The sequence below is a fragment of the Microbispora rosea genome (assembly GCF_900156315.1).
GTDB lineage: Bacteria > Actinomycetota > Actinomycetes > Streptosporangiales > Streptosporangiaceae > Microbispora > Microbispora rosea.
Window position 1 is genome coordinate 1 of record NZ_FTNI01000042.1, and the last position, 19,315, is coordinate 19,315.

Genomic DNA, 19,315 nt, shown 5'->3' on the forward strand with positions numbered 1-19,315 from the left:
AACCCCAGCCGAACAGCTTGTCCAGGAAGGCCCACAGGAACACCCAGCCGACGGCGATGCGGGCGGCGGCCCACACGTACCGGACCGGGCCGGCGGTTGTGGTCTGCGTCGTCGCCATGGGCGCGGGGGTCTGGGCCGGGACGGGGGGAACGGCGTCGTACACGGGGTTGCGCCTCTCGATGGTGGCCATGACCGGCCCCTTTCAACGTCTTTCTCTCTTTTCGACATCTCAAGGAAACCGCGATCACCGGCCGTGCCGCAGGAGCCGTACGGCACCCCGCGGTCGGCTCGAAGTCCCGTGATCGTGGGACTTTCGGTCCACGCCCGTCAGCGAGGCCGCGGTCACCGGACGGCGACGGTCTCCGTGGTCTCCGCCTCGTCCGCGATGGCGAGGTCTGAGCCCTTCGGCCCGCGAAGAGCGATGTAGACGAGCAGCACGCCCATGACGGCGGCGCCTGCCCACATGGCCTGCTGCCAGCCGTCGACGAAGGACTGCCGTGCGGCGTGCAACAGGTCCTGGGCGTGGCTACCAGTGCTCGGGGCCACCTCGACGGCGTTGGCGATGCCTTCACGTGCGGTGTCCGCCGTCCCCTGGGGGATGCCGCCGAGCCTGTCGTCGATGGCGCTGCGGTAGCCGACGGCCAGGAGCGCGCCGAGCATCGCGACGCCCAGGGCGGTGCCGAATTCGCGGGTGACGTCGTTGAGGGCCGAGGCAACACCCTGCTTGGCGCGGGGCAGGGAGCCGGTGATCGCCTCGGTGGAGGGCGTCATCGACAGGCCTATGCCGAGGCCCATGGCGAGCATGCCGGCGAGGATGGACAGGTAGCCGCCGTCGAGGGAGACGAACAGCGCCATCAGCGCGAGGCCGAGGGCGGACAGGGCGATGCCCACGGTCATGGTGGAGCGCGCGCCGATCTTGGCGGCCGTCTTGGGGGCCAGGCCGGACGTCGCCATCATCATGATGGCCATGGGCATCATCGCCACGGTGGACAGCAGGCCCGACCAGCCCAGCACGGCCTGGAAGAACGGGAAGAGCACGACGGCGATACCGGCCTGGACGCCGAAGACGACGAGCAGCGTGATGGAGCCGCCCGCCAGGCCGCGCTCACGGAAGAGGCGTACGTCCAGCAGGGCTGCGTCACGGCGGTGCAGCTCCCAGGCCACGAAGACGACGGCGGCGACGACGCCGACGGCGAGGCCGATCAGGGAGACGGGGTCGGTCCAGCCGCGCTCGGGGCCTTCCTGCAGGACGAAGATGAGTCCCATCACGGCGATGGCGGACACCACTGCGCCGACGGTGTCGAAGGATCGGGTGGAGCGTTCGCGGGAGTCGGGCACCGACCTCAGGGTCATCGCCAGCGCGACGACGGCCAGGGCCACGGGCAGCACGAACAGCCACCGCCAGCCCGCGACGTCCACGAGGAACGCGGAGAGGAACATGCCCAGGATGCCGCCGCCTCCGGCGACGCCGGTCCATACACCGACGGCCTTGCCCCGTTCCTCCTCGGGGAACGTGGAGGTGATGACGGCCAGCGTGATCGGCATGATCATCGCGGCGCCGACGCCCGCGGCCACGCGGGCGCCGATCATCACTGCGGCCGATGGGGCGAGCCCGGCGACGACGCCGGCCGCGCCGAAGACGATGAGTCCGGTGAGCAGTATGGGCTTGCGGCCCCATCGGTCACCGATCGCGCAGAGCGGCAGCAGCAGAGCGGCCAGGGCAAGGGTGTGGACATTGATGATCCACAGGACGGTGGTCTGCGAGGCGCCCCACTCGACGGCCAGGTGGGTCTGGGCGACGTTGAGGCCGGACACCGACGCGATGACGGCCATCAGCGCGATCGACACGGTGATCAGGATGGCGCGCAGCTGACGCGCATCCGGCGTACCCGCGCCGCTTACCGGCGCGGACGCCGCCTGGGGAGGCTGGTTGCTACTCATGTTTTCCTCTCAGAAAGGGCATGCGGAATCAGCGCCGGGACAGGACTTCGCGCGGATCGCCGGCTGCGGTCCGCTCGGATCAGACCGACGGGCGGATGGGGATGTCCCAGTTAAGCCCGTATTGCGGCCATGGCATAGCATGTTGCCTATGACGCAAGAAGGCGGGGCGCTGGACGGCCTCGTACGCAAACGGATCCGCGCACTACGCGTCGCGCAGGGCTGGTCCCTGGAAGAACTGGCCACCCGCGCCAACCTCAGCCAGTCGTCGCTGAGCCGGATCGAGAACGGACAGCGCCGCCTCGCCCTGGATCAGCTCGTCACCCTCGCCCGCGCCCTGGACACCACCCTCGACCAGCTCGTGGAGAGCGCCGCCGACGACGTCGTCGTGAGCCCGATGATCGACGGCGCACACGGCCTGATGCGCTGGGCCATCAAGGGCGACCCCGGCATGAGCGTCATGCGCCGGCGCATGACCGACCCGCCGCCGGACAATCCCGCCCGTATGCGTGCCCACCCCGGCCGCGAATGGCTCCTCGTGCTCTCCGGCACCGCGATCCTCATGCTCGGCCACCGCCGGTTCCGCATCGAGACCAACCAGGCCGCCGAGTTCCCCACGATGATGCCGCACGCGATCGGAGCCGAGGGCGGCCCGTGCGAGATCCTGGGCATCTTCGACCGCGACGCCCGCCGCGGCCACCAGCGCGACGCGGGCGAGACCGATGAGGGCGACGGCGTGCGCGGTCCCCGCGAGTAGCACCCTCGTGAGTACGGAGTTCCGCCGCCGCATGAGGGACGGTCTTGCGCCGCGCGCAGCACATCACGCCACCTGTTTGCGTATTTCGCAAGGAGTCGTGCGGCACGCGCATGAGGTGCTTACGGTGATGTCATGACCTCAGCGCACGAGCACATCACTCACCACGGCGGCTCGCACGGCCACCACCAGGAGCACGACGACAGCGGGCAGGCGGAGATCCTCGACCTGGACGCCGAGGTCCTCGCCGAGCACATCGCGTCAATCACCGCCTGGCTGCCGCTGAAGGCCGAGCCGCGCCGGATCGTGGACCTGGGCTGCGGCACCGGCGCGGGCACCTTCGCGCTCCTCGAACGCTTCCCCGAGGTGCACGTCACCGCGGTCGACGCCTCCGTCGGTCACCTGCAGCTCCTGCGTGAGAAGGCGTGCGCCCGCGGCGTCTCCGACCGGGTGCGCACCGTGCAGGCCGACCTCGACACCAGCCCCTGGCCCGACCTCGGCGCACCGGACCTGGTGTGGGCCTCGGCGTCGATGCACCACCTGGCCCACCCCGGCCGCGCACTGCGTGGCGTCTACGAACTTCTCGCGCCGGGGGGACTGTTCGCCGTCGTCGAGCTGGACGGCTTCCCCCGCTTCCTGCCCGCCGACGCCCCCGAAGGCCGGCCGGGACTCGAGGAACGCGCCCACAGCGAGACCGACAGCCTCCACGCCGAGCACGTCCCGCACCGCGGCGCGGACTGGGGGCCGATGCTGGCCGCCGCCGGATTCACCGTCGAGGACGAGCGAACCATCACCGTCCACATCGAGGGCGATCGCAGCGAGGCCGTCGGCCGCTACGCCCACCGCAGCCTGCGACGCATCCGCGGTGCGGCCGCGTCCGCGCTCGGCCCTGAGGACCTCGCCGCCCTCGACGAACTCCTCGACGTCGACAGCCCGCACAGCATCCTGCGGCGCGACGACCTCGCCGTACGCACCGAGCGCACCGTCTGGGCGGCCCGCCGCGCCTGATGCCTGGGCTGCCCGATTGTCTATCGGGCAGCGGCGCGCTCACGCCGCGCTTCGAGCCGTCCGGAACTGCTCGGCTAGTGCCGCATCAGCCAACGTTCGCCCTGGAGTGCCTCAGATCGCGGATGGCACAGGTCTCGACGAACGCGATGTCTGAAACCCGCGAGCATGCCCGCGGTCGGTCGGGCGAGAATCCGCTCATGGTCGCTGAAACGCAGGCAACCCGCATCCGGCATCGCGGGCATGAACCGCAGGTCCATCCCACCGCCTACGTCGCCCCGACGGCCACGCTGGTCGGTGATGTCCGCGTGGGACCGAGGGCGCGGGTGATGTACGGAGCGGTGCTCGATGCCGAGGGGTCTCGGATCGAGGTCGGGGAGGCGGCGGTGATCTGCGAGAACGCGGTGCTGCGCGGGTCTGCGGTCGCCGGCGATCAGCCGGTGCTTGTCGGTGACCACGTCTTCGTGGGGCCGCATGCCACGCTGCTGGGCTGCGAGGTCGGCAGGTGCGTCTATGTGGCGACCACGGCGACGGTTCTGCAGCGCGCACGGTTGGGGGCCGGCTCGGTTGTCGCTGTCGGCGCGCTCGTCCATGCGCGCACCGTTCTGCCGGACGAGTACTTCGTGCCGCCGCACACCGTGGCGCTTGACGCGCCGGTGCGGCTGCTGGCCCCTGGTGATCCGGGCTTGGCCGAGGCCGTCGGCCGGGTGGGCTTCGCGCAGGTGGCGTTCGGTGTCGACGCGGAGTGGACCGACCGGATCAGCCGGTACGAGCAGGTCGCGGAGGTGCGCGTCGCCGAGTTCGGCACGCACGCGGACGATGAGGTTCTGAATCTCGGCTAGCGCCGCATCAGTGACCCTTGTGCAGGCCCTGCCGCCTCGCCAGCTCGCCGTGCTCATCTTGCGTGACGTCCTGGAGTTCCCCGCCGTTTCTGTGCCGGCGTCTTTGGCTCGGGCCGCAGGCTCGACCTCGTGCCGACGCGGGCCAAGGGGAAACCCGCGCTGGGTGTCTACCTGACCACCTCCACCGGCATCCGCCACGGGACCGGCTTGTTCGTCCTCACCCTCGCCGGCGACCGGATCTGCGCCATGACGCGCTTCGACGACAGCGTGCTCCCGTGGTTCGGGCTACCGCGATCGCTCCCGTAGCCGGACCACCCGCCGTCGGGATCACGACTCGCCGGGCCGGGCCGCTGAGACGTCGAGCACGACGTCAACCCGCGGTGCCGTCAGTCAGCTGAAGCGGAGTCAGCAGACGGTGGGGACGGGCGAGCGCGCGCGAGACCGGGTCCTTTCGGAGGCTCGCATCCGCGCCGGGGCCGGGCCGTATCGTGATGTCCTCCGGGGGCACCGGCCCACCGCAGGCCGGGCAGTTGCCCGCGCGGTCCAGCCGGGTGCTGCAGGTGAAGTGGCTGAAGATCGTCCGCACCTTGCCGTTTGAGGCGTTGCGCTCGCCCCATTGGGCCAGCCCGTAGATCGGCTGCCAGAGTTCGCGGCCGGCCTGCGTCAGCACGTAGCTGTAGCGCACCGGCGACCGCAGATACGGCTGCTTGGTCAGCACCCCCGCCGCCACCAGTGCCTGCAGGCGCGTGGTCAGGACGGCACGAGGAATCTCCAGGTGCACGAGGAAGTCGTTGAACCGGTGCACGCCGTAGAAGGCGTCGCGAATGATCAACATGGTCCAGCGCTCGCCGACCACCTCCAGTGTGCGCGCCAGCGAGCAGTCCTGGAATGCGTAATCGGTGCCCAGTGCCATGGCGGAAGTCTAGCCGAGAGTTCGTTCACCAGACCGTGACTGGTAAAGTCCCCAAAGTTCGTTCACCGAACCGACACCATCTCCGTCGTCGATACCGAGGACCTGACATGACGCCGAGTCCGGCCACTTCCCCCCGCCACCGCCCCGGCCTCACCCTGCTGACGACCGGCTTCGGCACCCTCCTGGTGCTGATCGACTACACCGCCCCGCTGACGACCCTCACGCCCAACGCCGCCGCCCTCCGCATGGGGCCTTCGGCGCAGACCTGGGTGCTCACCGGAACACTGGTCGGCTTGGCCGCCCTGCTTCTCACGATGGGCAGTGCCGCCGACGACTACGGCCGCAAGCGGGTGTTCGGGGCCGGCGCGGTCCTCCTCCTGATCTCCACCCTGCTCTCCGCGCTCGCGCCCGACACCGCCGTGTTCCTCGCCGGCCGGATACTGCAGGGGTGCGCGGCGGCCGCGATCCTGGCACCGACCCTGGGCCTGATCGGGAACGTCTACCCCGCCGGGCCCGCACGGGTGAAGGCTCTCGGCCGGTGGAGCGCTTCGATCGGCCTGGGCATCGCCACCGGCCCGATCTACGCGGCGTTCCTGGAAGACGCCGGCGGCTGGCGCACGGTCTACGCGGTGCTGGCCGCGCTCTCCGCGGTGCTCATCCTGCTCACCGCCTACGGCCTGGACGAGTCCGGCACCGCCCGACCGCGCAAGCTCGACCCGTTCGGCGTGGTCACCCTCGCCGCGGGGTCGTCCTGCCTGGTCGCGGGCCTCGCCGAGGGCCGCGACGGCTGGGGCCGCGCCCCGGTCCTGATCCTGCTCGTCGTCGGAGTGCTGTTTCTCGTCGGGTTCGCGGTGGTTGAATGCCGAGTCGCCGAACCGATGCTCGATGTCACCCTCTTCCGCAACTCGGGCTTCGTCGCCTCGAGCGCCGGCGCGCTGTTCACCGGCCTGTCGATCGTCGGCCTGATGAGCTACCTGCCCACCGTGCTCCAGAAGTCCCTGGGCGAGACGTCGCTGACCGCGTCTCTGGTGCTGGCGATCTGGTCCGGACTGTCGGTGGTCTCCGCCCTCCAGGCTCGACGCCTGGCAGGAGTGGCCGCCACGACCCAGGTCGCCGGCTCGCTCCTGGTCTGCGGGATCGGTGAGGCGGCCCTACTGGGACTGCACGTGGGCAGCTCGTGGACGCACCTGGTTCCCGGGCTGGTCATCGCCGGCATCGGCAGCGGCATCCTCAACGCCGCGCTGGCCCGGCTGGCGGTCGGCAGCGTGCCTTCGCACCGGGCCGCCATGGGCTCCGGCGCCAACAACAGCTTCCGCTACCTCGGTTCGGCACTGGGGGTCGCGATCGTGGCCACCGTGGTGAGCCAGGCGACCTCGCCCCGGGGACCGGCGTATGCCATGGCCGACGGCGCCAACAGGGCCACGGCGGTCACGGCCCTCCTTTGTGCGATCGGTGCGACCGTCGCCCTGTGGGCGCGGATCGCCGGAGCCCGCGCCACGGCTGACGGTCCCTCCGACTCCGGTCGCACGGCCTCTCCTGCCTTCGACACCACAGGCTCGTGAAACGGAGTTCACGCCACAGGGCGGCAGGCACGGCTCCCATAAGCGGATCAACTCGGCCTGCCGGTGAGAGCGGTGCTCGAAGACTGGGAGTCCACGCGGCCATGGTGGCGCGAACCCTTCCCCGGCCCGCTCGACCACATCGTCTATCACTACCGGGTCCGGGCCTCCTTCACCCAGGGGCAGGGGGTCATAGAGGTGCGCCACCAGGACGAGGGGCTGGTTCGTCACCGCGGTGCTCGACGGCGAGGTCCGGATTGCGATCGTGCTCGACGACTTTTCCCCGCACCTGACCACGAAGAAGGACTCCCGGGTCGGCGACTGGGCCGCAGCCAGCAACGTTGAGTTCGCCTACACGCCGACCAACAACTCCTGGCTCAACCGCATCGAGGCCCAGTTCACCGCCCTGCGCTACTTCGCGCTGGACGGCACGGACCATGCCGGCCACAAGGAGCAGGGCAGCATGATCCGCCGCTACATCATCTGGCGGAACAAGCACGTCGCCTACGAACGGCTACGTGAAGTGGTTGACAGGGCGAACGGTGCCTGATGCGGCTCTAGCTTTCGCGGGAGCGGTGCGCGCGGACCTTGTGGCGGTTGCCGCACCGCTCCATGGAGCACCAGCGCCTGCTCCCCGGGCGTGAGGTGTCGACGAAGATGAGGGCGCAGTTGTTTCCCGCGCACTCCCGCACGCGATCCGCCATCGGGCCGGTGAACAGCTCGATCGCGTCCCTCGCGACGGTCGCGACCACCTGGCCCCCGGTCGCGGGGGCGGCCCAGGATCGATCCCCGTCCGCCGTCATCACGGGCGTCAGCGGTGGCGTCGACGCCGCGCGGTTGACCGCGTCCACGTCCGCCTGCCGTGGCGTGCGCCCGTGGACGCGGTCGCCGGCCAGCCCCCACAGGGCGGTGCGCAGGGCCTTCGCGCGGGCGAGCTCGCCGGCCGTCGTGTCCACCTCCTTCAGGCCGAGCCGGGACACGGCGGCCCACCGGGCCAGGTCGGCCGGCTCGTGCAGCGTCTCGTAGTGGGCGTAGACCCCCACGCCGCCGCTCACGAGGAACTCCAGGCACAGGGCGCCCGGGTCGAACCGGAAGGAGACCCCGTCACGCGGGTGTAGCGTCAGACTCATGTAACCACTATAAAGGGTTACATGACTCTCGAATGGAAGCTCGTCGTCGACTCCGCGGACCCGCACGCGCAGGCCGCGTTCTGGGCCGAGGCCCTGGGCTACGAGGTGGAGGACAACAGCGTGCTGGTCGGCCGTCTTCTGGCCGGCGGCGTCGTGGGGGAGGACGCGGTGACCCCCGACCACACGGCCTTCCGGACGCTGCGGGCCGTACGGCACCCGGGCGACCCGGTCGATCCGGACACCGGCACCGGCCTCGGCCGCCGGATCCTCTTCCAGGCGGTCCCCGAGCCGAAGACCGGCAAGAACCGCCTGCACATCGACCTGCACGCGGGCCCCGAGCGCAGGGACGCCGAGGTGGACCGGCTCAAGGCGCTCGGCGCCACCGTGCTGCATGTCGTCAGGGAGCCCGGGAGCCACCACGTGACCATGGCCGATCCCGAGGGCAACGAGTTCGACGTGCAGTGAGCCTCTACAGCCAGCCGTTGTGGCGGGCCAGGCGGGCGGCCTCGATCCGGTTCCTGGTGCCGGTCTTGCCGATGGCCGACGACAGGTAGTTGCGTACGGTGCTCTCCGACAGGTGGAGACGGGCCGAGATGTCGGAGATCGTCGAGCCGTCGGCCGCCGTCGCGAGGACGTCCCGCTCCCGGTCGGTCAGCGGACTCGGGCCGGTGCTGAGCGCGGCCGCCGCGAGTGCGGGGTCGATGACCCGCTCGCCGCGCAGCACGCGGCGGACGGCGTCGGCGAGATCCTCCACCGGGCCGTCCTTGACCAGGAACCCGCGCGCCCCGGCTTCCATGGCCCGGCGCAGGTAGCCGGGCCGCCCGAACGTCGTGAGGATGAGCACGGCGCATTCGGGCAGGCGCTCGCGCAGGTCGGCGGCGCTGTCCAGCCCGCCGCGGCCCGGCATCTCGATGTCGAGCAGAGCCACGTCGGGCCGGGTGCGCAGGGCGGTGTCCACCACCTCGTCGCCGTGGCCGACCTGGGCGACGACCTCGATGTCGTCCTCCAGGTTGAGGAGCAGGGCCAGCGCGCCGCGCATCATGCCCTGGTCCTCGGCCAGCAGCACCTTGATCACTGACCGTCCTCCTTCGCGTACGGCACGGCCACCCGGAGCAGGAAGCCGCCGTCCGGCGGCGCCGTGGTCTCCACGGTGCCGTCGGCGGCCTTCACGCGTTCACGCAGGCCGATCAGCCCGTTGCCGTGCCCGTGGGCCTCCTGCGGCGGGCCGTCGTCGCGGATCTCCAGCACCAGGAGCCCGCCGTCGTCGCGCAGGCCGATCTCGCAGGCCGACGCGCGGCTGTGCCGTACGACGTTGGTCACGCCCTCGCGCACGGCCCAGCCGAGCAGGGCGTCGGCCTCGGGACCGGGCCGTACGGAGGAGGCGCGGACGGTGACCTCGACGCCGGCGTCGGCGAGCGCGGCGCGGGCGGAGTCGAGCTCGGCGGTCAGTCCCCTGCCCCGGTAGCCGGTGACGGCGGCCCGCACCTCGGTCAGCGCCTGCCGCCCGATCTGCTCGATGTCGGTCGCCTGATCGGCCGCCGCGTCCGCGTCCACCCGCGCCAGCCGACGTACGGCCTCGGCCTTGACGACCATGATCGAGAGGGTGTGCCCGAGCAGATCGTGCAGGTCGCGGGAGAAGCGCAGCCGTTCCTCGGTCACCGCGGCCCGGGCCAGCTCCTCGCGGGTGGCCTTGAGCTCGTTGATGGCCTCCCACAGCCGGATGATGATGGCCGGAATGAGGCCGGCGGTGAACGTGCCCCAGATCATGGAGAGCACGCCGGTGAGGCCGGTGTCGGCGCGCACGGCCACGGCCAGGGCGGCGGCGCACTCGGCGAGCAGCACCACCGGCAGGATCTTGCCGCGCACGGTGATCCCGGTGGCGACGGCCAGCATCATGATCAGGTAGAGCCAGTTGCCCTCGAACCCGGCGGCGGACGCCAGGACCACCACCGCGAGCAGGCCCAGCGCCGGCAGGGCGCGCCGCCGGTCCGCGAAGGCGAAGTGCGTGGTGGCCACGTACAGCCCGGCGGCGGCCAGCGCGGCCGGCCATGCCAGCCAGAGGGGATGGGACCGGCCGTGTGCGATGTCCCACACGGGTGCCGCCGTCACGGCCACCCACATGTACATGCCCTTGGCGTCGGGGCCGCGCTCGCCCTCCCGCAGCGGGTCGAGCCAGGTGTCGCGTTCTGTCGTCATCGGCAACGTCACATTAGCGGTCAGGCCCGGCGACCGGCGCGGCGGTAGCCGTACACCGCGTAGACGCCGAACACGAGCAGCCAGGCCGACAGGAGGACGACCTGACGGAGGGTGGGGACGTCGCCGAACGCGATCCGCCAGGACAGGCCCGCGTAGCTGTTCGACGGGGTCCACTCGGCGATCGCCCCCAGCCAGGACGGGAACTTCTCGACCGGCACCCACAGGCCGCCGAGGATCGACAGCGTCAGCATGGTCGCGATGTTGGCCATCGCCGCGGACTGGCCCGACAGGCGGTAGCCGTTGCCGAGACCGAGCAGGGAGAAGGGCACGGTGCCCGCCCACAGGAGCGCGACGATCGCCAGCCACCGCTGCGGAGGGAGCGTGACGTGGTTGACCAGCACGCCGGCCATCAGTACGGCCGCGATGCTGGGCACGACGGCGACCGCTCCGGTGACGACCTTCCCCGCCACGACCTCGGCCGGGGTCAGCGGGGTGAGCCGCAACTGGCGCAGCCATCCCGCCGCGCGGTCCTCGGCGATGCCGCTGCCGTTGTTGAACGCGCCGCCGAGCGCGCCGTACGCCGCCATGCTGACCATCGTGTAGATCGCGGCGTCGTGCCGGTCGCCGGGGGCCAGGCCGAGGTTGGTGAAGATGAGGTACATGACGACCGGCATCACGATCCCGAAGATCACATAGCCGCCGTCGCGCAGGGTCCTGGTCAGTTCGAGCCGTACGTATCCCCACATCACGCGTTCTCCTTCGTTGTGAGGGCGACGAAGGCGTCCTCCAGATCGGCCGGGGCGACCTCCAGCTCGCGGACGGCGCCCGCTCGGGCGAGGGCCATGACGGTGGCGTCGGAGTCGCCGCTGCGCAGGTGGACCCGGCCGCCCCTGATCTCCATGTGGCGCACTCCCGGCAGGGTCGCGAGCCAGGCGGACTCTCCGTCGGCGGCCACGCTCACCGTGGTCAGCGCCGCCGCCCGCTTGATCTCCGCGCTGGTGCCGTCGGCGATCACCCGGCCGTGGCCGAGCACGACGACGCGGTCGGCGTGCTCGTCGGCCTCGTCCAGGTAGTGGGTGCTGAACAGGATGGTCTTGCCACGGCTGGCCAGCCCGCGCATGCCGTCCCAGAACTCGCGCCGGGCCTCCACGTCGAGCGCGGCGGTGGGCTCGTCGAGGACGATCAGGTCGGGGTCGCCGCACACCGCCATCGCGAACCGCACACGCTGCGCCTGCCCGCCGGACAACCGGTCCACCCGGCGGTCGCGCAGGTCTTCGATCCGGGCGAGCGCGAGCACCCGGTCGAGGGGGAGGGGAGCGGCATAGGTCCCGGACACGAAGGTCAGCAACTCGCGGACCGTGACCCGGGGGATCAGGCCGCCCTCCTGGGGCATCGCGCCGGCTAGGCCCTGCCGTACGGCCTGCTCGGGGTCGAGCCCGAACAGCGCGGCCCGCCCGGAGTCGGGCGGCAGCAGTCCGAGCAGCAGCGCGATGGTGGTCGACTTGCCCGCGCCGTTGGGGCCGAGGAGGGCCACCGTCTGACCGCGGGGGATGGCGAGGGTGAGCCCGTCCACGGCCCGTACGGGGCCGAAGCGCTTGGTCGCCGAGGTCAGGGACACGGCGTCGGCGGTTTTCGTGGTCATGGGGACGACGGTAGGCGGGCGCCGTCACCCCAGGTAGAGAGATCGATACGGCCCCGGGCGGGACAAATGTCCCACCCGGTGAATCTACAATGTAAAGGCGTCGGGTCGATTAAAGCAGCACGGCAAGAAGCGCGGCGAAATCACCAGGACGCGAGAGCATCGGCCAGTGACCGGTCGGCAGCTCACGCAGCTCCCACTCCGGCCCGCCCAGCGGTGCGAACGCCGGGTGTCCGGCCGCGATCAGCCCCTTGACCTGGGCGAGCGGGAACGAGCAGCTCACCAGCGTCTTCGGCAGCGCGGCGAAGGCGGCGGCGTCGTCACCCAGCGTGAGGGGCTGTGTGATCGTGCCGAGCGGCTGGCCGGTGGCCCGGGCGGCCATCAGCGCTCGCTCGCGCTCGCCCAGCCCCTCCAGGCTCGCGCCCGACTCCTGCAGCTCGTCCCAGGAGGGCATGGGGTAGCGCCAGCCGTCCTCGACGCGCTTCTCGACGAACTCCCGCCCGGTCAGGTCGATCTGGGCCATGCCGTCCGGCACCGGGCCGCTCTCGACGTACACGACCCGGCTCACGCGGCCGGCCGCGCGGGCGGCGGCCCCGGTGACCGCGGCGGCGCTCCCGCTGTGGCCGACGAGGACCACGTCGTTCAGGTCCTCGGCCTCGACGAGGCCGGTGATGTCGCGGATGTGGGTGTCCAGATCCAGGGTGGGGGAGGCGAGGTGGGCACGGTCGGCGAGGCCGGTGAGGGTCAGCGGGTGGACCTCGTGCCCCATGCCGCGAAGGGCGGCGGTCACGTCCCGCCACGCCCACGCGCCGAGCCAGAAACCAGGAACGAGTACGTATGTCGTCATGCGTCGACGCTAGAGCCGAATCAGGGCAGAATCGGTCCTGATATGTCCACAAATCGCGTTCTCGCCTTTCTGGAGCTGCTGCAGGCCAGGCCCGGGCTCACCGGTCCCGAGCTGGCCGAGCGCCTGGAGGTGGACGTCCGGACGGTGCGCCGCTACGTGCGCAGGCTTGAGGACCTCGGCATTCCGCTGGAGGCCGAGCGGGGACGCTACGGCGGCTACCGGCTCATGCCGGGATACCGGCTGCCGCCGCTCATGCTGACCGGCGACGAGGCCGCCGCCGTGGTGCTCGGGCTGCTCGCGGGCCGCCGCGCGGGCCTCACGGTGGGCGAGGGGGCGGCGGAGAGCGCGCTCGCGAAGATCCAGCGGGTGCTGCCCGACGCCCTGCGTGACCGGGTCGCCGCCGTGGAGGCCATGGTCGGCCTGACCACCCGCTCCGCCGCGACCTCCCGGCCGAGCGGCGCCACTCTGCTGACGCTGGCCGACGCGGCCCGCCGTCGTCTCCGCGTACGGCTGGCCTACCGGTCCTTCCGGGGACAGGACAGTGAGCGGACGGTCGATCCCTACGGGCTGGTGTTCCACTCGGGCCGCTGGTACCTGACCGGCCACGACCACCGCAGGGGCGAGGTGCGGACGTTCCGGCTCGACCGGATCGGCCGGGCGGAGACGACGGAGGAGGAGTTTGCCGCCCCGGGGGAGTTCGACGCGGTCGCCCACGTGATGGAGTCGCTGGCCTCGGTGCCGTACCGGTACGAGGTCGAGGTGGTGCTGGCCATGACGATGGAGGAGGCCCGGCGGCGGATCCCGCCCACGGTGGCCGCGCTCGCCCCGGTGGACGTGCGCGCGATGGACGGGAGCGCGGTGGACGGGAGCGCGGTGGACGGGAGCGCGATGGGCGGCGGCGTCCGGATGACCGGCCGCGCGGAGCGGCTGGACGGCATGGCACAGGTGCTGGCCGGTCTCGGCGTGCCGTTCACCGTGGTCGGCCCGCCCGAACTGCGCGAGGAGGTACGGGCCCTCGCCCGCCGTCTGGAGGGGTGGGCCGGTCAGGCCTCGAGGCGCTGACTGCCGATGACGGCGAGCAGGCGCAGCTTGTCATGGCTCTCGGTGCCCGGCGTGGCCGTGTAGACGAGCAGCGCCTGCGACTGGTCCGGGTCGAGCAGCGTCTGGCACTGCAGTTCCAGCACGCCGAGCTGGGAGTGCACGAGGCGCTTGGTGTCCGGGTGTCCCAGGCCGACCTCGTGCCTGTCCCAGAGCGCGGCGAACTCGGGGCTGCGGGCGAGGAGGTCGCGGGTGAGGGCGGCGGCGCGCGACCGGGGTCCCTCCCGCGTGGCGGCCTCGCGCAGCAGGGAGGTGAACACCCGTCCGTACAGCGGATGGTCGTCCTCCAGGTAGAGGCGTCGTTCGGCCGGGTCGGTGAACCACCGGTAGAAGAGGCTGCGCGCCATCCCGCTGAAGCCGGTCTGGTCGCCGAACAGGGCGAGAGCGGCCGGGGTCTGCCGGAGCGTCTCGCCGAGCGCCGTGGTGACCAGGGCGGGGGTGTCGCAGAGCCGGTCGAGCACGCGCATGATCCCCGGGTTCACGTGGTCACCCCGAACCGCCCGTTGCGGTGCGCTGTGGCCGGCGAGAAGGAAGAGGTGGTCACGCTCGGCGAGGGTCAGGCGCAGGCCACGGGCGATCGCGGCCAGCATCTGCTCCGACGGCTGAGGTCCTCTCTGGCGTTCCAACCGGCTGTAGTAGTCGCTGGACATGCCGCAGAGGGCGGCCACCTCCTCGCGGCGGAGCCCGCTGGTGCGCCGGCGCGGCCCGCGGACCATCCCGACGTCCTCGGGCTGCAGCGCCTCCCTGCGCCTGCGCAGGAAGTCCGCCAGTCCCTCGCGGTCCACCCTCGGCCTCCTCGTCTTCTCCCGTTCCCGCTCATCCTGTCGCGCCGGCCACCGCGTATCCACGGCCTGCCGATCCCCGGATAAACGCGCCCCGGCTGCGTGAGTCGTGGCCGCATGAGCCGTGGACATGTGGGCCGTGGCAGCCCGGCACGCGACCCGGTGAACTGGGCGTGGCGGCCCCGCCAGGGGGCCGTGTCCCCGATGACCAGGAGCTTCCATCATGACCTCTCAGCGAATCGCCCTCATCACCGGCGGCAACCGGGGCCTCGGGCGTGCCACGGCACTTGCCCTCGCCGAGCGCGGCGTCGACGTCGTCGTCACCTATCGGGCCGGCAAGGACCAGGCCGAGGAGGTCGTCGAGTCCGTGACCGGGCTCGGCCGCACCGCGGTGGCGCTGTCACTGGACACCGCGGTGGTGGCGGGGTTCGACGACTTCACCGACGAGTTGCGCCGCACCCTGCGCGAGCGGTGGCACCGGGACGACTTCGACTACCTCGTCAACAACGCCGGCATCGCGGTCACCGCGGCGTTCGCCGACACGACCGAGAGCGAGTTCGACGCCCTGATCGACGTGCACCTCAAGGGCGTGTTCTTCCTCACGCAGAAGCTGCTGCCCCTCATCGCGGACGGCGGCCGGATCGTCAACCTCTCGACCGGGCTGACCAGGTTCACGAGCGTGGGGCAGGCGGCGTACGCGTCGGTGAAGGGCGCGGTGGAGGTGCTGACGCGATACCTCGCCAAGGAGCTCGGGCCGCGTGGCATCACGGTCAACACCGTCGCCCCCGGCCCGGTGGCCACCGACTTCGCGGGCGGCATCATGCGGGACGACGAGGGGTTCCGCGCCATGCTCGCGTCGCAGACCGCGCTGGGACGGGTGGGGGAGCCCACCGACGTCGGGGGCGCGATCGGCGCCCTGCTCGCCGACGGGAGCGGCTGGATCACCGGTCAGCGCGTCGAGGTCTCCGGCGGCATCCTCCTGTGACCGTGGCGCCCCCGGCGGTCCTCCCGCGATCCCCGGACGCGGCCGCGCGCGCGTGGCTCAGGCGCTCTGGCTGAGGCGTGCCGTCCGCCCCTCCGGCGTACGGGCGGCGTGCGGCGCGGCGGCGTCGGGAGAGCCGGGCCGTTCCCCGGCGTCGTCCTCGCTCGCCCCGGCCGGCCCGTACGCGAGCGGGCCTGCGGGCGGGAGAGCGTGCCGCCGGGCCACCAGGCCGGACAGCAGGTCCTCCCAGCGCGCGCCGATGACGTCGAGGTCGTGGCGCGCGGCCGTCTTCAGCGCGTTGGCGCCCATCCGGCGGCGCAGGTCCTCGTCCTCGATCAGCGTGCAGATGGCGTCGGCCATCGCGTGGATCTTCTCCGCCTTCACCAGAAGGCCGTCGTGGCCGTGGGTGACCATCTCTCTGGGGCCGGTCGGGCAGTCGTAGCTGACCACGGGGACGCCCTTGCTCATCGCCTCAAGGATGGCCATCGGCATGCCCTCGTGGCGCGAGCTCAGCACGAACATCGAGGCGTCGGCGAGGACGGCGCCGACGTCCTCGGCCGGGCCTTCGAGGAACACCCGATCGCAGAGCCCGCGCTTGTCGATCGACGCCTGGAGCTTGTCCTGCCGGGGGCCGCCGCCGTAGATCCGCAGCGTCCACTCCGGGTGCCGGGCCGCCACGTGCGCCCAGGCGCGGATGAGCAGGTCGTAGCCCTTGCCCCAGGTCAGGCGGCCGACCGTGACGACGGTCTTCGCGGTGAGCGGCGAGACGCCGCCGTCGAGGCGGGGCGTCGCGTTGGGCACCTGCGCCAGCACGGCGGGCCGGTCCCTGCGCGCCTTCTCGAAGGACCGCTCGTAGGCGCGCAGGTCGGCCTGCGTGAGGGTGACGACCGCGTCGTGCCTGCCGTAGGTGCGGGTGATCTGCTTGCGCACCTGCGGCTGGTGCGAGGACAGGTTCCCGTGCTCCTGGGCGACCGTGATGATCTCCGGGGGTGCGAAGCGCGCGGCGATCAGGTTCAGGCCGGGCCGGGTCCCGATGAGGATGCCGCGGCGGCGTGAGCGGATGTAGCGGACCAGCCTGAGATCGGTGCGCAGGGTGAACCAGTGGTAGGCCGCCTCGTCCTTCGGCACCAGCCTGCTCGGGAACCGCGACAGCAGGCCCTTGCGGCGGGGCAGCCGGTCATCGAGGTAGCGGACCCGCACTCCAGGAGGAACGGGGAAGAAGGGCTCCTCGCGTTCCCGCACGACGCTCACGATCTCGACATCGTGGGTGCGCGCCAGATGTCCGGCGAGGTTGAAGACCGTGCGGATCGTGCCGCCCATGCCGTTGGCGTGCAGCAGCAGGATGCGGATCTCGTGACCGTCGGGCGGCGGCGCCGACCGGGCACGCTGCCGGTCACGGGCCTCCAGCACCCGTATGACCATCCTGGCCGCTTTCCTTGCCACCCTGCGGTGAAGAGAAGACACAGTCACGCCCCGTTCGTGTCAGCTGAAGATCCCCTTCCCTATGACGTAACCGGCAGTTGTCCCGTTGTTGTGAGCTAGGTCACACAGTGTGTGGAAACCCGATATATGGTTGTCCGTTTGCTGGGGGTGTCCTCCAGGAAGGCGGGCACGTGATGCACGCCGACCTGCTCGAACACACCGTCCGGAAGGTATGAGCAGGCGCGGTCGGGCACCCCGATAAGGACATCGCCGCCGGCCCGGGACAGGAACGGGGTCACCCGCCGGGCCAGCGGCTCCTCGTAGTACACGTCCCCCGCCACCACGACCTGCTGGGACGGCGTCCCGTCGAGCAGGTCGCCCTCGGCGACCCGCACCGTGACGCCGTTGGCGCGGGCGTTCAGGCCGACGGCCGCCAGCGCGTACGGGTCGACGTCGTTGGCGACGACCAGGGCGGCTCCGGCCAGCGCCGCGGCGACCGCGACCAGCCCCGAGCCGGTGGCGAGGTCGAGGACGGTGCGGCCCCGCACGATCTCGGGATGGTCGAGCACGTGGCGGGCCAGCGCCTGCCCTCCGGCCCAGGGACAGGCCCAGAAGGGCAGCCGCCCGGCGCGCTCCCACAACTCGTACACATGATCGTCGCCGCCCGCGGCCGGCCCTGTGCCGGGCGCACCGCTGGGCACGGCCCCGGGCGTGATCAGGCGCAGTCGTATCTCCGGCACGTACGGCACGGGCGCGAGCCTGGTGTGCGCGCGGACGAAGTCCTCGGCGTCGTCATCCACGGCCGCCGATCGTATCCGCACGGACAACCGTCCGGGGCTGCGCGCCCGCGAGGAGGATCGAAGCGGCCGGTGACGACGGTCGCGACGAACTTGCCTCATGGCCCCGAATCTCTCTGGGGCTTCAGTTCTCGATGTCGCCGGCGACGGTGGAGACCGGCGTGTTGACGATGCCGTCGAACGCGTCGAGGACGGGGGTGTGCACGTAGGCGCTCTGGATCCGGATGCGGTCGGGGCCTGCGCCGCCGGAAGACTCCGCACCCGCCCGGCGGAGATCGGCCATGCTCAGCCCGAGCCCGGCATCGGCGAAGGCGGCCTCGATGCTGCCCTGCTCGGGCGGCTCCAGCTCGGTGTTGTCGATGGCGAACCCGAAGCGGGCGTTCTCATCGGGACGCATATCAGCGGTGTGCCCGGTGATGCTGGTCAGGGCGAGGGCGACGTAGTCATCGGCCAGGCAGCGGTGGAGGTACTGTCCCATGGGGAGTCCGGTGAGGTGGCCGTCGAAGGAGACCGGCGTCTTCTGAATGTGGGCGTTGTGGGCCGCCAGCACGATGCGGGTGCCGGGGCCGAAGCGCTCCAGGTGCCACAGGACCGACCCGGCCATGTAGACGTCGCGGGCCGAGGTGTCGGCGGTCAGGCCGGTGCCGGCGTACAGGCCGGCCATGGCCCGAAAGCCGTAGTCGGCGTGGCAGGCGGCCTCGATCCGGCGCAGAGCGATCTCGTAACTGCGCCGGTCGCTGCGGGAGACGTACAGCACCTCGACGGCACGGAACCGGATGAGCAGGCGCATCAGGATCGCACTGAGAGCGTCCTGCTCGGCGGCGGCCAAGCGGGTCCAGGCCGGCGCGGCCGAGGCGGCGGACGCTCCGGCGAACGACTCGGCGATCCGCATGGCCTGCTGGACCAGCGGGAGGGTCTCGGGGTCGATCCGCCGCAGGTAGTCGGCGACGGGGGTCAGGGCGGGCAGCAGCGAGCCGCCGGCTGCGGGGACGTCGATCCCGGCGAAGCGCACCGGCACCTCGGCGGTGGCGTTGTGCCGGCGTATCCAGCGCAGCGGCTCCGCGACTCCCACAGGAATGGCCGCGGCGAGCTGGGCGTCCAGGTCGTCGTCCGTCCCCTGGCCCTGGGCCCAGGCGTCGAGGGGGAAGCCCTCGCTGAATCCGTACTCGAAGGCCAGGACGGTGAAGCCACAGCGTTCGGCCAGGAAGCGCAGGATGCGCCGGCGCAGCAGCGAGAACTCGGTGATGAAGTGCGAGTTCTCGCCGAGCGCGACGACGCGCGCGTCGCCGACGATGTCGCGCAGCGGTTCCAGGTCGTCGAGCGGCGCCGCCGGGTCGAGGTGGGTGAGCGGGACGGCATGGGCGCGAAGCAGGTCGGCGAACGGGTTGTGGGGTGAGGAGGCAGGCATGCT

The 19,315-nt window shown here is 71.7% G+C and carries 21 protein-coding genes and 1 pseudogene; 9 read left to right on the plus strand and 13 right to left on the minus strand.

Annotated elements, in window-relative coordinates:
- A pseudogene (locus BXA11_RS37735) lies at positions 1–190 on the minus strand (hypothetical protein); the annotation flags it as partial.
- 152 nt (positions 191–342) lie between these two features.
- Entirely contained in the window at positions 343–1,941 is a 1,599-nt protein-coding gene (locus BXA11_RS37740; RefSeq protein WP_076442474.1) for an MFS transporter, read from the minus strand.
- Between the two features lie 148 nt (positions 1,942–2,089).
- Between BXA11_RS37740 and BXA11_RS37745 the strand changes: the two genes are divergently transcribed.
- The 4 genes from BXA11_RS37745 (at position 2,090) to BXA11_RS37760 (ending at position 4,845) form a co-directional block, all read left to right on the plus strand.
- Entirely contained in the window at positions 2,090–2,695 is a 606-nt protein-coding gene (locus BXA11_RS37745; protein ID WP_083744866.1) for a helix-turn-helix domain-containing protein, read from the plus strand.
- 132 nt (positions 2,696–2,827) lie between these two features.
- The gene (locus BXA11_RS37750; RefSeq protein ID WP_076442478.1) at positions 2,828–3,700 is read left to right on the plus strand and encodes a class I SAM-dependent methyltransferase; all 873 of its coding nucleotides are present in this window, start codon (positions 2,828–2,830) and stop codon (positions 3,698–3,700) included.
- Positions 3,701–3,897: 197 nt separating this feature from the next.
- Positions 3,898–4,539 carry a gamma carbonic anhydrase family protein gene (locus BXA11_RS37755; RefSeq protein WP_076442480.1) on the plus strand — a complete coding sequence of 214 codons (642 nt, stop codon included), beginning with the start codon at positions 3,898–3,900 and terminating at the stop codon, positions 4,537–4,539.
- 129 nt (positions 4,540–4,668) lie between these two features.
- A complete protein-coding gene (locus tag BXA11_RS37760) occupies positions 4,669–4,845 on the plus strand; it encodes a hypothetical protein (RefSeq protein ID WP_197042922.1) in 177 nt (58 codons plus the stop codon).
- 64 nt (positions 4,846–4,909) lie between these two features.
- On the opposite strand, the gene BXA11_RS37765 is transcribed toward BXA11_RS37760, so the two are convergent.
- Entirely contained in the window at positions 4,910–5,452 is a 543-nt protein-coding gene (locus BXA11_RS37765) for a winged helix-turn-helix transcriptional regulator (RefSeq protein ID WP_076442482.1), read from the minus strand.
- Positions 5,453–5,559: 107 nt separating this feature from the next.
- Here BXA11_RS37765 and BXA11_RS37770 point away from each other — a divergent pair, with 107 nt between their 5' ends.
- The gene (locus tag BXA11_RS37770; protein ID WP_063754729.1) at positions 5,560–7,014 is read left to right on the plus strand and encodes an MFS transporter; all 1,455 of its coding nucleotides are present in this window, start codon (positions 5,560–5,562) and stop codon (positions 7,012–7,014) included.
- Between the two features lie 232 nt (positions 7,015–7,246).
- The gene (locus BXA11_RS37775; RefSeq protein WP_239105306.1) at positions 7,247–7,561 is read left to right on the plus strand and encodes a hypothetical protein; all 315 of its coding nucleotides are present in this window, start codon (positions 7,247–7,249) and stop codon (positions 7,559–7,561) included.
- 7 nt (positions 7,562–7,568) lie between these two features.
- Here BXA11_RS37775 and BXA11_RS37780 read toward each other — a convergent pair whose 3' ends face one another.
- Positions 7,569–8,141: a CGNR zinc finger domain-containing protein gene (locus BXA11_RS37780; RefSeq protein ID WP_076442484.1), complete on the minus strand. Its 573-nt coding sequence runs from the start codon at positions 8,139–8,141 to the stop codon at positions 7,569–7,571.
- Positions 8,142–8,162: 21 nt separating this feature from the next.
- Between BXA11_RS37780 and BXA11_RS37785 the strand changes: the two genes are divergently transcribed.
- Positions 8,163–8,606, plus strand: coding sequence for a VOC family protein (locus BXA11_RS37785; RefSeq protein ID WP_076442486.1), 444 nt, complete (start codon positions 8,163–8,165; stop codon positions 8,604–8,606).
- A gap of 4 nt (positions 8,607–8,610) precedes the next feature.
- Here the strand turns inward: BXA11_RS37785 and BXA11_RS37790 are convergent, their stop codons facing one another.
- The 5 genes from BXA11_RS37790 to BXA11_RS37810 form a co-directional block, all read right to left on the minus strand.
- Positions 8,611–9,216 carry a response regulator transcription factor gene (locus tag BXA11_RS37790; RefSeq protein WP_030511877.1) on the minus strand — a complete coding sequence of 202 codons (606 nt, stop codon included), beginning with the start codon at positions 9,214–9,216 and terminating at the stop codon, positions 8,611–8,613.
- On the minus strand, positions 9,213–10,337 hold the full coding sequence (locus tag BXA11_RS37795; protein ID WP_076442488.1) for a sensor histidine kinase: 1,125 nt from the start codon (positions 10,335–10,337) through the stop codon (positions 9,213–9,215). The genes BXA11_RS37790 and BXA11_RS37795 overlap by 4 nt, the downstream gene beginning before the upstream one ends.
- Before the next feature lie 20 nt (positions 10,338–10,357).
- Positions 10,358–11,083: an ABC transporter permease gene (locus tag BXA11_RS37800; RefSeq protein ID WP_076442490.1), complete on the minus strand. Its 726-nt coding sequence runs from the start codon at positions 11,081–11,083 to the stop codon at positions 10,358–10,360.
- Positions 11,083–11,979: an ABC transporter ATP-binding protein gene (locus BXA11_RS37805; protein ID WP_030511880.1), complete on the minus strand. Its 897-nt coding sequence runs from the start codon at positions 11,977–11,979 to the stop codon at positions 11,083–11,085. Before BXA11_RS37805 ends, BXA11_RS37800 begins: the two co-directional genes overlap by 1 nt.
- A 109-nt stretch (positions 11,980–12,088) precedes the next feature.
- Positions 12,089–12,823 carry an alpha/beta fold hydrolase gene (locus BXA11_RS37810; protein ID WP_076442492.1) on the minus strand — a complete coding sequence of 245 codons (735 nt, stop codon included), beginning with the start codon at positions 12,821–12,823 and terminating at the stop codon, positions 12,089–12,091.
- 42 nt (positions 12,824–12,865) lie between these two features.
- On the opposite strand from BXA11_RS37810, the gene BXA11_RS37815 reads away from it, so the two are divergent.
- A complete protein-coding gene (locus BXA11_RS37815; protein WP_076442494.1) occupies positions 12,866–13,885 on the plus strand; it encodes a helix-turn-helix transcriptional regulator in 1,020 nt (339 codons plus the stop codon).
- On the opposite strand, the gene BXA11_RS37820 is transcribed toward BXA11_RS37815, so the two are convergent.
- A complete protein-coding gene (locus BXA11_RS37820) occupies positions 13,867–14,706 on the minus strand; it encodes a helix-turn-helix transcriptional regulator (RefSeq protein ID WP_076442496.1) in 840 nt (279 codons plus the stop codon). The genes BXA11_RS37815 and BXA11_RS37820 overlap by 19 nt on opposite strands.
- Before the next feature lie 220 nt (positions 14,707–14,926).
- Between BXA11_RS37820 and BXA11_RS37825 the strand changes: the two genes are divergently transcribed.
- Complete coding sequence (locus BXA11_RS37825) at positions 14,927–15,688, plus strand: SDR family NAD(P)-dependent oxidoreductase (RefSeq protein ID WP_076442498.1); 762 nt, start codon at positions 14,927–14,929, stop codon at positions 15,686–15,688.
- 57 nt (positions 15,689–15,745) lie between these two features.
- Here BXA11_RS37825 and BXA11_RS37830 read toward each other — a convergent pair whose 3' ends face one another.
- The 3 genes from BXA11_RS37830 to BXA11_RS37840 form a co-directional block, all read right to left on the minus strand.
- On the minus strand, positions 15,746–17,107 hold the full coding sequence (locus BXA11_RS37830) for a glycosyltransferase family 4 protein (RefSeq protein WP_076442500.1): 1,362 nt from the start codon (positions 17,105–17,107) through the stop codon (positions 15,746–15,748).
- Between the two features lie 116 nt (positions 17,108–17,223).
- Positions 17,224–17,907 (minus strand): class I SAM-dependent methyltransferase, encoded by a 684-nt coding sequence (locus BXA11_RS37835; RefSeq protein ID WP_076442502.1) that lies wholly within the window; start codon positions 17,905–17,907, stop codon positions 17,224–17,226.
- A gap of 121 nt (positions 17,908–18,028) precedes the next feature.
- A complete protein-coding gene (locus tag BXA11_RS37840; RefSeq protein ID WP_076442504.1) occupies positions 18,029–19,312 on the minus strand; it encodes an erythromycin esterase family protein in 1,284 nt (427 codons plus the stop codon).
- Between the last annotated feature and the right edge of the window lie 3 nt (positions 19,313–19,315).